The sequence below is a fragment of the Pseudomonas sp. genome (assembly GCF_049300855.1).
In the GTDB taxonomy this organism is placed as follows: Bacteria; Pseudomonadota; Gammaproteobacteria; order Pseudomonadales; family Pseudomonadaceae; genus Aquipseudomonas.
On the sequence record NZ_JBAQKH010000052.1, the window covers coordinates 65,102 to 78,388 of the forward strand.

The 13,287-nt window shown below is 60.7% G+C and carries 8 protein-coding genes and 1 other RNA gene; 8 read left to right on the top strand and 1 reads right to left on the bottom strand.

The window, feature by feature from the left end; genetic code table 11:
- Positions 1-249 precede the first annotated feature (249 nt).
- The 6 genes from WA225_RS24930 (at position 250) to ffs (ending at position 9,520) form a co-directional block, all read left to right on the top strand.
- Complete coding sequence (locus WA225_RS24930) at positions 250-909, top strand: GntR family transcriptional regulator (RefSeq protein ID WP_008082296.1); 660 nt, start codon at positions 250-252, stop codon at positions 907-909.
- Between the two features lie 2 nt (positions 910-911).
- Positions 912-4,400 (top strand): chromosome segregation protein SMC, encoded by a 3,489-nt coding sequence (smc, locus tag WA225_RS24935; RefSeq protein ID WP_422610060.1) that lies wholly within the window; start codon positions 912-914, stop codon positions 4,398-4,400.
- 261 nt (positions 4,401-4,661) lie between these two features.
- The gene (gene zipA, locus WA225_RS24940) at positions 4,662-5,525 is read left to right on the top strand and encodes a cell division protein ZipA (protein ID WP_422610061.1); all 864 of its coding nucleotides are present in this window, start codon (positions 4,662-4,664) and stop codon (positions 5,523-5,525) included.
- 87 nt (positions 5,526-5,612) lie between these two features.
- The gene (ligA, locus tag WA225_RS24945; RefSeq protein ID WP_422610062.1) at positions 5,613-7,970 is read left to right on the top strand and encodes an NAD-dependent DNA ligase LigA; all 2,358 of its coding nucleotides are present in this window, start codon (positions 5,613-5,615) and stop codon (positions 7,968-7,970) included.
- A 155-nt stretch (positions 7,971-8,125) separates the two neighbouring features.
- Positions 8,126-9,289, top strand: a complete 1,164-nt coding sequence (locus WA225_RS24950) for a zinc-binding metallopeptidase family protein (protein WP_422610063.1) — start codon at positions 8,126-8,128, stop codon at positions 9,287-9,289.
- A 134-nt stretch (positions 9,290-9,423) separates the two neighbouring features.
- An RNA gene (gene ffs, locus WA225_RS24955) (signal recognition particle sRNA small type) lies at positions 9,424-9,520 on the top strand.
- Positions 9,521-9,730: 210 nt separating this feature from the next.
- Here the strand turns inward: ffs and WA225_RS24960 are convergent.
- The gene (locus WA225_RS24960; RefSeq protein WP_422610064.1) at positions 9,731-10,480 is read right to left on the bottom strand and encodes a substrate-binding periplasmic protein; all 750 of its coding nucleotides are present in this window, start codon (positions 10,478-10,480) and stop codon (positions 9,731-9,733) included.
- A gap of 145 nt (positions 10,481-10,625) precedes the next feature.
- On the opposite strand from WA225_RS24960, the gene dnaX reads away from it, so the two are divergent.
- Positions 10,626-12,773 carry a DNA polymerase III subunit gamma/tau gene (gene dnaX, locus WA225_RS24965; RefSeq protein WP_422610065.1) on the top strand — a complete coding sequence of 716 codons (2,148 nt, stop codon included), beginning with the start codon at positions 10,626-10,628 and terminating at the stop codon, positions 12,771-12,773.
- 67 nt (positions 12,774-12,840) lie between these two features.
- On the top strand, positions 12,841-13,179 hold the full coding sequence (locus tag WA225_RS24970) for a YbaB/EbfC family nucleoid-associated protein (protein WP_016984747.1): 339 nt from the start codon (positions 12,841-12,843) through the stop codon (positions 13,177-13,179).
- The last annotated feature ends 108 nt before the right edge of the window (positions 13,180-13,287 follow it).

A 13,287-nucleotide genomic window follows, 5' to 3' on the forward strand; every position in this document is an offset into this window, starting at 1 on the left:
GCCGAATTTAGCAGGTCTGACTTTTCGGTCAATGGTTTTCTGACTTAAAGGTCAGGAAAATCCATTTCGTCGATCAACAACGTGTCCATTCAGTATTGACCCTCATCGGTCAGCCTGGTTTTTTGTTTGGTTTTCTGAAGAAAACTGCGGGAATCGTGCCAAAAACCGCTGAGTGGGCACTCCGCCATGACCGTGCATTTGCGCTACACTGCGCCGCTTGTGCAGATCGATAGAGTTTGAAGGACAACCATGACGTTCAAGGCGCCGGACAGCCTCGCCGAGCAAATCGCTCACCACCTCGCCGAACGCATCATTCGTGGCGAAATGAAGCCGGGAGAGCGCATCCAGGAACAGAAGGTCACGCTGGCCCTCAATGTCAGCCGCGGCTCGGTCCGCGAAGCCTTGCTGATCCTCGAACGCCGCCACCTGATCGCGATCCTGCCGCGCCGTGGCGCGCACGTCACCGAGCTGACGCCGCACAAGGTGCAGAGCCTGTGCACGCTGATGAGCGAGCTGTACATCCTGCTCGGCAACTCGGTGGCCAACGGCTGGCAAGTGCAGTCGGACATGGCGCCGTTCGTGCAAATCCAGCAGCGCCTGACCGCTAGTTTCGAGCGTCAGGACATCCGCAGCTTCGTCGACGACAGCTTCAGCGTGATGCGCGCCGCCTATCCGTTCGCCAATAACCCTTACCTGCAAGAAACCGTCGAGAACCTGCAACCGGCGATGAGCCGCGCCTACTTCCTCGCCCTCGAACAGCGCAAGGCTTCAATGAGCGAGTTCCTCGAACTGTTCGAACGCCTGCTGGCCGCCGTGCTCGCGCGTGACTTGCCGCAGATCCGCATCGTGCTGACGGCTTACGCCCAGCGCAGTTGCGATCTGGTGGTTTCCGCGCTGACGGTTGCCTAAGCGTGCGGCTCAAGTGCATCAAACTGGCGGGATTCAAATCCTTCGTCGACCCGACCACGGTGAACTTCCCCAGTAACATGGCGGCGGTCGTCGGGCCGAACGGTTGCGGCAAGTCGAACATCATCGACGCCGTACGCTGGGTGATGGGCGAGAGTTCGGCGAAGAACCTGCGTGGCGAGTCGATGACCGACGTCATCTTCAACGGCTCGACCAGTCGCAAACCGGTGAGTCAGGCCAGTATCGAGCTGGTTTTCGACAACTCCGACGGCACGCTGCTGGGCGAGTACGCGGCCTACGCGGAAATTTCCATTCGCCGCAAAGTCACCCGCGACAGCCAGACCACGTATTACCTCAACGGCACCAAATGCCGGCGTCGCGACATCACCGATATCTTCCTCGGCACCGGTCTCGGCCCGCGCAGCTATTCGATCATCGAGCAGGGGATGATCTCCAAGCTGATCGAATCCAAGCCGGAAGACCTGCGTAACTTCATTGAAGAAGCCGCTGGCATCTCCAAGTACAAGGAACGCCGCCGCGAGACTGAAAACCGCATCCGCCGCACCCATGAAAACCTCGCGCGTCTGACTGACCTGCGCGATGAGCTGGAGCGTCAGCTCGAACGCCTGCATCGTCAGGCTGAGGCCGCCAAGAAGTATCAGGAATTCAAAGCCGAAGAACGTCAGCTCAAGGCGCAACTGTCGGCCCTGCGCTGGCAGGATCTGAATGATCAGGTCGGTCAGCGCGAGTCGATCATCGGCACCCAGGAAGTCAGTTTCGAAGCACTGGTTGCCGAGCAGCGCAATGCCGATGCGGCCATCGAACGCCTGCGCGACGGTCACCATGACCTGTCCGAACGCTTCAATCTGGTGCAGGGGCGCTTCTATTCGGTCGGCGGCGACATCGCCCGGGTCGAGCAGAGCATCCAGCACGGTCAACAACGTCTGCGGCAGTTGCAGGACGATCTGAAAGAAGCCGAACGCGCGCGTCTGGAAACCGAATCGCACCTGGGTCACGACCGCACCTTGCTGCTGACCCTCGGCGAAGAGCTGGACATGCTCACCCCCGAGCAGGAAGTCACCAGCGCTGCTGCCGAAGAGGCCGCTGCGGCGCTGGAAGATTCTGAATCGGTCATGCACGGCTGGCAGGAACAGTGGGACGCCTTCAACCTGACCGCCGCCGAACCGCGCCGTCAGGCCGAAGTGCAGCAGTCGCGCATTCAGCAGCTGGAAACCAGCATGGAGCGCCTCGCTGACCGGCAAAAGCGCCTCGGTGAAGAGCGCGCGTTGCTCTCGGCTGACCCGGAAGACGCGGCGATCATGGAACTCAACGAGCAGCTCGCCGAGTCCGAAGCGACGCTTGAAGATTTGCAGACCAGCGAAGAAGCGCAGGTCGAAAAGCTTGAACAGCTGCGTCAGGAATTGCAGCAAGCGCTGACCGCGCAGCAACAGGCGCAGGGTGATTTGCAGCGTCTCAACGGTCGCCTTGCGTCCCTCGAAGCCTTGCAGCAAGCCGCGCTCGACCCAGGCACCGGCACCGCCGAATGGCTGAAGGAACACCACCTCGCCGAGCGCCCGCGTCTGGCCGAAGGCCTGAAGGTCGAGGCCGGTTGGGAGCTGGCGGTAGAGACCGTCCTCGGCGCCGATCTGCAAGCGGTTCTGGTCGACGATTTCAGCGGCTTCGATTTATCCGGGTTCACTCAGGGCGATTTGCGCCTGCTCAGCCCGGCCAGCGATGGCGTGCGCGTCGCCGGCAGCTTGCTGGACAAGGTCGACGCGCAGATCGATCTGTCGCCGTGGCTCGGTCAGGTCAAACCGGTCGACAGCCTTGAGCAGGCCTTGGCCTTGCGCGGGCAGTTGAGCGCCGGCGAGAGCTTGATCAGCCGCGACGGTTACTGGGTCGGTCGGCACTTTTTACGCGTGCGTCGGGCCAGCGAAGCGGAAAGCGGCATGCTCGCTCGTGGTCAGGAAATCGAAGCGCTGCACCTCGAGCGCGAAGAGAAAGAAGCCACGGTCGAGGCCATGGAAACTCGTCTGCAAACCCTGCGCGCGCAACAGCGTCAGCAGGAAAACGGTCGCGAACATCTGCGTCGTTTGCTGCAAGACGAAGCACGTCAGCAAGGCGAATTGAAAGCGCAGCTGTCCGCCGGTAAAGCCAAGGCTGAACAGCTGACCTTGCGCCGCAAACGCCTCGATGAAGAGCTGGTCGAACTCGGCGAACAACGCGAACTCGAGCACGAACAAGTCGGCGAAGCGCGCATGCAGTTGCAGGATGCGCTGGACGCCATGGCGCTGGACACCGAGCAGCGCGAGTTGCTGCTGGCTCAGCGTGACAGCCTGCGCGAACGCCTCGACCGCGTGCGCCAGGAAGCGCGCCAGCACAAGGATCATGCCCATCAATTGGCCGTGCGCCTCGGCTCGTTGCGCGCGCAGCACGACTCCACGCGTCAGGCGCTGGAGCGTCTGGAAATGCAGGCCGAGCGCCTCACCGAAAAGCGCGAACAGTTGAGTCTCAATCTGGAGGAGGGCGAGGCACCGCTGGAAGAGCTGCGCCTGAAACTCGAAGAGCTGCTCGACAAGCGCATGACCGTCGACGAAGAACTGAAGACCGCGCAGATCGCTCTGGAAGATGCCGACCGTGAATTGCGCGATGCAGAAAAACGCCGGACCCAGGCCGAGCAGCAATCACAATTGATTCGCGGCCAGCTCGAACAGCAGCGCATGGAATGGCAAGCCCTGACCGTGCGGCGCAAGGCCTTGCAGGATCAATTGCTCGAAGACGGCTACGATCTGAACGGCGTGCTCGCGACATTGACTGCACAAGCCAGTGAACGCGAAGCCGAAGAAGAACTCGAACGCATCAATGCGCGGATTCAGCGCTTGGGCGCGATCAACCTCGCGGCCATCGACGAATACACGCAACAGTCCGAGCGTAAACGTTATCTGGATGCGCAGGACGCCGATCTGGTTGAAGCGCTGGAGACCCTCGAGAACGTCATCCGCAAGATCGACAAGGAAACCCGTAACCGTTTCAAAGATACCTTTGATCAGATCAATGGCGGTTTACAGGCACTTTTTCCAAAAGTTTTCGGTGGCGGGCGCGCGTATTTGGAACTGACGGGCGAAGATCTACTCGATACAGGGGTAACGATCATGGCGCAGCCGCCAGGGAAGAAGAACAGCACTATCCATTTGCTTTCCGGCGGGGAAAAAGCCCTGACCGCGCTGGCGCTGGTTTTTGCCATCTTCAAGTTGAACCCGGCGCCGTTCTGCATGCTCGATGAGGTTGACGCGCCGCTGGATGACGCTAACGTTGGACGCTACGCACGCTTGGTCAAAGAGATGTCGCAGACCGTGCAGTTCATCTATATCACCCACAACAAGATCGCCATGGAAATGGCCGAGCAGTTGATGGGCGTAACGATGCATGAACCGGGTTGTTCGCGACTGGTAGCCGTGGATGTCGAGGAGGCGATGGCGATGGTGGACGCCTGAGTCAGCGTGGTGTCGGAAAAGGTAATTAGGGGCTGTAGGACTTTTTTACCAACTGCGACTTGCTGGCCAATCGACATATTCGCGCAAGCCAAATGAGACAGACGGTGTAAAGTTGTCTTTGGTCGTGCTAGTTTAATGTCAATTTTTCGTATACGTGGGCAAAACGCCTGTCAGAACATAGAGTTGGCGCCACGTTTTAAAGCGGTTTGCACAGTGTAAACCCCTTATTTTTCAGCATTTTTTATAGAGGCACGGGATTACATGGAAATCGGTCTGCGCGAGTGGCTGATCGTCATCGGCATCATTGTGATAGCCGGTATTCTTTTCGATGGCTGGCGCCGGATGCGCGGCGGCAAGGGAAAACTGAAATTCCGTCTTGACCGAAGTCTGTCCAACCTGCCGGACGAGGACACCAGCGCTGAGCTGTTGGGCCCGGCCCGTGTACTGGATACGCATCAAGAGCCGCAACTGGATGAACACGATCTGCCGTCGGTGAGCATGCCGGCCCGCGAAGCACGCGAGCCTCGCGAATCCGCTTCGAAACGTGGCAAGCGTGGCGGCAATGGCCCGGCTCAGGGCGACCTGAACCTCGACCTGGATCTGGACGGTGGCCCGAGCTTCAGCAGTCGTGACGGCGATTTCGCCGAAGACACCAAGCCTTCGCCGGCGGTGGTCGACAAAGACCAGCCGCAAGCTGAAGAAGTCCTGGTGATCAGCGTGATCTGCCGTGACGCTGCGGGCTTCAAAGGCCCGGCACTGTTGCAGAACATCCTCGAAAGCGGTCTGCGTTTCGGTGAGATGGATATTTTCCACCGTCACGAAAGCATGGCCGGCAACGGTGAAGTGCTGTTCTCCATGGCCAATGCGGTCAAGCCGGGCATCTTCGATCTGGACGACATCGACCATTTCAGCACCCCGGCGGTGAGCTTCTTCCTCGGCCTGCCCGGCCCGCGTCATCCGAAGCAGGCCTTCGACGTGATGGTGGCCGCAGCCCGCAAGCTGTCGCAGGAACTGAACGGCGAGCTGAAAGATGACCAGCGCAGCGTTCTGACCGCGCAGACCATCGAGCACTACCGTCAGCGCATCGTTGAATTCGAACGCCGCGCCCTGACCCAGAAGCGCTGATTGAAAAGATTGCCTCATCATAGAGAGGCAATCGGCAATATCGATTGAGCAGCCTCGGCTGCTCTTTTGCTTTATGAGAGAACACCCATGACCGCCGCCAAAAACCGCATCCTCGAGCTACGTGCTGAACTCGATCAGCACAACTACCGTTACCACGTCCTCGACGAGCCGAGCATTCCGGACGCCGAGTACGACCGGTTGTTCCACGAGCTCAAGGCGCTGGAAGCGGCCAACCCGGAACTGATCACCAGCGACTCGCCGACCCAGCGCGTCGGCAGCGTGGCGCTGACCGCGTTCACTCAGGTGCGTCACGAAGTGCCGATGCTCAGCCTCGGCAACGCCTTCGAAGAAAGCGACATGCGCGAGTTTGATCGCCGGGTCACCGAAGGTCTGGACCTGCCGGCCGGTGATCTGTTCGGCGGCGACGCGGCGGTGGAATACAGCTGCGAACCGAAACTCGATGGTCTGGCGGTCAGCCTGCTTTATCAGGACGGCGTGCTGGTGCGCGGCGCCACACGCGGCGACGGCACCACCGGTGAAGACATCAGCGTCAACGTGCGCACCGTGCGCAACATTCCGCTGAAGCTGCACGGCGAAGGCTGGCCGGCGACGCTGGAGGTGCGCGGTGAAGTGTTCATGTCCAAGGCCGGTTTCGAGCGCCTTAACGCCTCGCAACTGGAAGTCGGCGGCAAGACCTTCGCCAACCCGCGCAACGCTGCGGCCGGCAGTTTGCGCCAGCTCGACTCGAAGATCACCGCCAACCGTCCGTTGGAATTCTGCTGCTACGGCATCGGTCAGGTCTCCCACGATATTTCCGACACGCACATCGGCAACCTCAAGCAATTGCAGAAATGGGGCATGCCGATCAGTCACGAACTGAAACTGGCCAAGGGCATCGGCGAATGTCTCGATTACTACCGCGACATCGGCGCGCGCCGTAACTCGCTGACCTATGAAATCGATGGCGTGGTGTTCAAGGTCAACAGCATTGCCGATCAGCGCGAATTGGGCTTCCGTGCCCGCGAACCGCGTTGGGCGATCGCGCACAAATTCCCGGCGATGGAAGAGCTCACCGAGTTGCTCGACGTGGAGTTTCAGGTCGGTCGCACCGGCGCTGTTACCCCGGTCGCACGGCTGAAACCGGTCAAGGTGGCCGGCGTCACTGTGGCCAACGCCACGTTGCACAACATGGATGAAGTTGCGCGTCTGGGCCTGATGATCGGCGACACCGTGATCATCCGCCGCGCCGGTGATGTGATTCCGCAAGTGGTGCAAGTGGTCATGGATCGCCGTCCGGAAAACGCGCGCGCGGTGCAGATTCCTGAGAGCTGCCCGGTGTGCGGCTCGCACGTCGAGCGCACGCAACTGATCAAGCGCAGCAAGGGCAAGGAAACCGTCAGCGAAGGCGCGGTGTACCGCTGCGTCGGGCGCCTGGCCTGTGGTGCGCAACTCAAGCAGGCGATCATCCACTTCGTCTCGCGTCGCGCGATGGACATCGAAGGCCTGGGCGACAAGAGTGTCGAGCAACTGGTCGACGAAGGTCTGGTCAGTTCGCCGGCCGATCTGTATGCGCTGAAGTTCGATGACATCGTTGATCTGGAAGGCTTTGCCGAGGTGTCCAGCAACAAACTGCTCGCGGCCATCGAAGACAGCAAGAAACCGGGGCTGGCGCGATTCATTTATGCGCTGGGCATTCCCGACGTCGGCGAAGAGACCGCCAAGGTGCTGGCGCGCTCGCTGGGTTCGCTGGAGCGTGTGCAGCAGGCATTGCCGCAAGTGCTGACCTACCTGCCGGACGTCGGGCTGGAAGTGGCGTACGAGATTCACAGCTTCTTCGAAGATGCGCATAACCAGCAGGTGATCACCGAATTGCTCGGCCATGGTTTGCAGATTCAGGATCAGGGCGAGTTGGGCGCCGAGTTTGCGGCCAGCACCACGCTGGGTGGTTTCCTCGACAAGCTGCACATTCCTTCGGTCGGCCCCGGTGGTGCGCAGAAACTCGCGGACAAGTTTGGCTCGCTGGAAGCGGTGATGAATGCGGATTGGCTGGACATGCGTCAGGCCTTGCCGGAGAAACAGGCGAATTCGGTGCGCGAATTTTTTGCCGTTCCGGAGCATCGTCAGTTAGCCGAAGCGTCCGAAAAACAACTGCGCGATTTCGGCATGCACTGGCAGAGCGAGAAGAAAGTCGTCGAAGGCTTGCCGTTGTCCGGCGAGACCTGGGTGCTGACCGGCAAGGTTGAGTTGATGAGCCGTGATGTCGCCAAGGGACATCTGGAAAGCCTCGGCGCCAAGGTCGCTGGTTCGGTGTCGGCGAAGACTCATTGTGTGGTCGCAGGCCCCGGCGCTGGTTCCAAGCTGACCAAGGCCAATGAGCTGGGCGTGAAGGTGATGGACGAAGAAACCTTTATCGCCTTCCTCAAGACCCACGGTATCTCCGTCTGACTGATCGTTCCCACGCTCCCGCGTGGGAATGCCGCCCCGGACGCTCCGCGTCCGCTTTGACGCAGAGCGTCACTGGATGCATTCCCACGCAGAGCGTTGGAACGATCAACCCGCAACAATGATCTAGTCTTGGCAAGCCCCAGGGAGAGATCGCCATGCACCGCTTTTTCGAGCAGCTCAGTTCCCGCATCATCGCGCCGTTCATGGGCGAATCCTCACGCAACAGCAAAGTCTGGCCGTGCCGCTGCGGCCAGTCGCTGTTCTTTCGCAACAGCCAGTGTCTGGCGTGCAATGCCTTGCTCGGTTATCAACCGGAAGAAAGTCGGCTGACGTCACTGCAACCGGGGCCGTACGAAGGCACCTGGACGCTCGACGCCGATCCCGACTCGGGATTGTTCCGCCGCTGCGCCAACCTTGATACGCCTGCCGCGTGCAATTGGCTGCTGCCGGCCAATGACCACGACAGCTTGTGCATCGCTTGCAGCCTCAACCGGACCATTCCCGACCTGTCGGCCCCGGACAACCCCGAACGCTGGCGCAAAGTCGAAATCGCCAAGCGTCGACTGGTCGCGCAACTGATCACCCTCGGTCTGCAAGTCGTCCCAAAAACAGTCGATGAAGACACCGGGCTGGCTTTCGATTTCATCGGCGTCGACCTTGAAGGCAATGCACCGATGACCGGCCACGCCAACGGCCTGATCACCCTCGATATCAAAGAAGCCGACGACGCCCACCGCGAGCAGGTGCGGGCGCAGATGCACGAACCCTATCGCACACTGCTCGGGCATTTTCGCCATGAGGTCGGGCACTATTACTGGGATCAACTGATCGCCAACGGCCCCTGGCTCGACTCGTTCCGTAGCCTGTTCGGCGACGAACGCGCCAGTTACGCCGAGGCGCTCGATCGTCACTACCAGCAAGGCGCGCCACTCGACTGGCCGCAACAGTACGTCAGCGCCTACGCGACCATGCACCCTTGGGAAGACTGGGCGGAAACCTGGGCGCATTACCTGCACATGATGGACGCGGTCGATACCGCGTTGGGTTTCGGCATGAGCGCGCGGGAAATGGATTTCGACTACCAGCCGTTTCCCACCAGCACGTTGTACGACCCCGAGCATCCCGGCGGCGAGGCGTTCCTGTCGTTCGTCAACGCGTGGATCGAGTTGGCGGGGATGCTCAATGAACTGTCACGCAGCATGGGCCAGCCGGATTTCTACCCGTTCGTGCTGCCGGCACCGGCGATTGCCAAGCTGCACTTCATTCATCTGGTGATCCAGCAGGCGGGCGGCAGGGCGGACGAGGTGTTGGCCCTGTAGAAGCTGTCGCCGGCTGCGATCTTTATGTCCTTGAAGCGATTCATGTTTTTAATCTGCAACCAACGGTTGTAACTTCACCTCAGATAGGTACAATGGCGCGGCTCGCCGACAGGCAAGCGTCGTTATGGTGACCCCATCGGTCCCCCCGCAACGATTACCCGTGAACCTGGTCAGAGCCGGAAGGCAGCAGCCACAGCGGGAACATTGTGTGCCGGGGTGTGGCTGGTGGGGTTACCACCTTAACGAACAATCGAACGCCTCAACCAGAACTGCATGGGTTTCGCCCACTGCGGTTTTTTTGTGTCTGCGATTTTCCGTACCGACACAAATCCCAAGGCTGATGAGGATCCTGTGGGAGCTGGCTTGCCAGCGATAGCGGTGGGTCAGGTTCATCTATTTCACTGAAAATCCGCAATCGCTGGCAAGCCAGCTCCCACAAGGTTATGGGGTGTTTTCAGAGCTGCCCGTATACAGCCGGATAATCTCATCAATCTCCCCCGACATTTTCATCCGCAGCAGCGTGCGCAAAATCCGCTGCACCGGCACCTTCGGGTCATTGCGCACATAACAACCGACTTTCTGCTCCTGCAACACGGCGACACCTTGCAGTTGCTGCTCCGGCAGCAAGCGCTGATTAAACCAGTCCAGCGTCCACTGATTGCTCACCGCATAGCGATAACGCCCGGCTAACAGCTTCTCCAGCACCTGCTCCTGATTGCGCGCATCTTCACGTTGCAGGCGATCGGCATCGAACAGCGGTTGCAGGGTGGGGTAGGTGTAGCCGAGGACGGTGCCGATGGATTGGCGGGGCAGAAGTGCGGGGTCGGCGCTGGCGGGTTGATCCTGGCGGCTGATCAACAGATCGCGCTGGAAGAACAACGGCAGACTCCAGATGTAATCCCCCGACTGATTCGGCAGCCATGACTGCGCGGCATAGCAGCGCACGTCGATCTCGCCGTGCTCCATCGCCGTCTGCACACGGGCGCGGGGCAGCACGTGAAACTCGGCCGGTACGCCGACCTGCGTGGCCAGGCTGAGCATCAGGTCGTAGAGAATGCCTTGGGTCGGGCGGCCGCGTTCGAATTGCACCATCGGCATGGCCCAGCTGTCGGGCATGGCGAAGCGCAACGGGGTTTCCGCTGCCGTCACGCTCAGGCTGATTGCCAGTAGTGCCCCCAAGGCCCAACGCATAAACGCTCCGGTAATTCCCGATCCCGAGCCGATAAAAGCCTCTGCTCATGCAGCTTAGCCATATTAGACGAGGACACCGGATGCAATTTTGCCCCTGCTCCGCTAGCATTAGCCGCTTCAGCTTCCTTCGTTGCGACGGTTTTCGATGAGTTATCAGGTTCTTGCACGTAAATGGCGTCCGCGCTCGTTCCGCGAAATGGTCGGCCAGACCCATGTGCTCAAGGCTCTGATCAATGCCTTGGACAGCCAGCGGCTGCACCATGCGTACCTGTTCACCGGTACGCGCGGGGTGGGTAAAACCACGATTGCGCGGATCATTGCCAAATGCCTGAACTGTGAGACAGGTATCACTTCCAGCCCGTGCGGCGATTGCTCGGTGTGCCGTGAAATCGACGAAGGTCGCTTTGTCGACCTGATCGAGATCGACGCCGCGAGCCGCACCAAGGTCGAAGACACCCGCGAACTGCTCGACAACGTGCAGTACGCGCCAAGCCGTGGGCGCTTCAAGGTCTACCTGATCGACGAAGTGCACATGCTTTCCAGCCATTCCTTCAATGCGCTGCTGAAAACCCTCGAAGAGCCGCCGCCGTACGTCAAGTTCATCCTCGCGACCACTGACCCGCAGAAACTTCCGGCAACGATTTTGTCGCGCTGCCTGCAGTTCTCGCTGAAGAACATGACGCCCGAGCGTGTGGTCGAGCATTTGACCCACGTGCTGACCGCCGAAAACGTGCCGTTCGAAGACGATGCGCTGTGGCTGCTCGGTCGCGCCGCTGACGGCTCCATGCGTGACGCTATGAGCCTGACCGATCAGGCGATCGCTTTCGGTGAAGGCAAGGTACTGGCCACCGACGTGCGGGCGATGCTCGGCACGCTGGATCACGGTCAGGTCTATGACGTCCTGCATTCATTGATCGAAGGTGACGCTAAGGCGTTGCTTGAAGCCGTACGTCATCTGGCCGAACAAGGCCCGGACTGGAACGGCGTGCTCTCGGAAATTCTCAACGTGCTGCACCGCGTGGCCATCGCTCAGGCGTTGCCGGAAGGCGTCGACAACGGGCACGGCGACCGCGATCGCGTGTTGGCACTGGCGCAGGCCTTGCCGGCCGAAGACGTGCAGTTCTACTACCAGATGGGCCTGATCGGCCGCCGCGATTTGCCGCTGGCGCCGGACCCGCGTGGTGGCTTCGAGATGGTCCTGCTGCGGATGCTCGCCTTCCGGCCGGCAGATACGGCGGACGCCCCGAGGCAACCGCTAAAGCCAGTGGGGATCAGCCAGGCCACAGTTGATTCCGCAAACTCCGTGGCTGCCGCGCCTAAGCCTGCGCCGGTAGTCGCTGCGGCTGTTGCGCCAACGCCGACGCCTGCTCCTGCTCCTGCTCCTGCGCCGGTGGCTGCACCTGCACCTGCACCGGCTCCCGAGCCTGCGCCGGTTGCTCAAGTTGCACCCGTTGCCGAGCCAGAACCTGCGCCAGCGCCTGTCGTCGCCGAAGCAGTCGTCGATTTGCCGTGGAATGATCCGGTAGAGCCCGAGCCCGAGCCCGAGCCTGAAGCTGAGCCAGAGCCAGAGCCCGCGCAGCAACCTGCCGTAGAGCCCGTGCTGGAAACCACCGCCGAGCAACCCGAGTTGCCGCCGATGCCGCTGCCGACTCCGGACAGCGTCGTTCCGGAGGCGCCCGAGTGGGCTGCCGCGCCGATTCCCGAGCCGTCGGTCGCCGACGTCGATGCCGCTACCTCGGGCATGGACCTGGACGACGAGCCGCCGCTCGACGAGGATTACATCGAGCCGGACATGGATTCGGCCTACAGCTACCTCGACGAACTGGCCAGCGAACACGCCGCTGAACCGGCCCCGGAACCCGAGCCGGAACCGGCGGCGGCACCGGCCACAGGTCTGGCGTTGCAATGGCTGGAACTGTTCCCGAAACTGCCGATCTCCGGCATGACCGGCAGCATTGCCGCCAACTGCACATTGATCGCGGTCGATGGCGACCATTGGCTGATGCACCTCGACCCGGCGCACAGCGCGCTGTTCAACGCCACGCAACAGCGGCGTCTGAACGATGCGTTGAACCAGTTCCACGGTCGCACGCTGAGCCTGACCATTGAACTGATCAAGCCCGAGCAGGAGACCCCGGCGCAGGCTGCGTCTCGTCGCCGTGCCAACCGTCAGCGCGAGGCGGAGGAATCGATACACGGTGATCCGTTCATCCAGCAGATGGTTCAGCAGTTCGGCGCGGTGGTGCGACACGATACTATTGAACCTGTCGAGGCCTTGGTCGCCCAAGGCTAATAACTGAAGGCGCTCGGCCGTGATGGCCGGGCGCTGTTTTGATCCAAGTACTTTTGAGGTGATTCCCATGATGAAAGGTGGCATGGCCGGCCTGATGAAGCAGGCACAGCAGATGCAGGAAAAAATGGCCAAGATGCAGGAAGAACTGGCCAACGCCGAAGTCACCGGTAAAGCCGGCGGCGACATGGTCACCGTGGTGATGACCGGTCGTCATGACGTGAAAAGCGTGAGCATCGACCCAAGCCTGGTCGAAGGCATGAGCGAAGATGACAAAGAAATGCTGGAAGCGGTCATCGCCTCCGCCGTCAACGACGCAGTGCGCAAGATTGAAAAGAACAGCCAGGACAAAATGGGCAACATGACCGCTGGCATGAACCTGCCGGCCGGTATGAAACTGCCATTCTGATTCGCCAACCGGCGGCAGATGAGCTACACAAAATGCCAGGCATTGCGCCTGGCGTTTTTGTTTCTGGCTGATCGTTCCCACGCTCTGCGTGGGAATGCAGCCCGGGAC

What these genes read in the sequence shown, in the direction of transcription:
- WA225_RS24930 (WP_008082296.1), top strand. Translation starts at nt 250, where the DNA reads ATGACGTTCAAGGCGCCGGACAGCCTCGCCGAGCAAATCGCTCACCAC.
- zipA (WP_422610061.1), top strand. Translation starts at nt 4,662, where the DNA reads ATGGAAATCGGTCTGCGCGAGTGGCTGATCGTCATCGGCATCATTGTG.
- ligA (WP_422610062.1), top strand. Translation starts at nt 5,613, where the DNA reads ATGACCGCCGCCAAAAACCGCATCCTCGAGCTACGTGCTGAACTCGAT.
- WA225_RS24950 (WP_422610063.1), top strand. Translation starts at nt 8,126, where the DNA reads ATGCACCGCTTTTTCGAGCAGCTCAGTTCCCGCATCATCGCGCCGTTC.
- WA225_RS24960 (WP_422610064.1), bottom strand. Translation starts at nt 10,480, where the DNA reads ATGCGTTGGGCCTTGGGGGCACTACTGGCAATCAGCCTGAGCGTGACG.
- dnaX (WP_422610065.1), top strand. Translation starts at nt 10,626, where the DNA reads ATGAGTTATCAGGTTCTTGCACGTAAATGGCGTCCGCGCTCGTTCCGC.
- WA225_RS24970 (WP_016984747.1), top strand. Translation starts at nt 12,841, where the DNA reads ATGATGAAAGGTGGCATGGCCGGCCTGATGAAGCAGGCACAGCAGATG.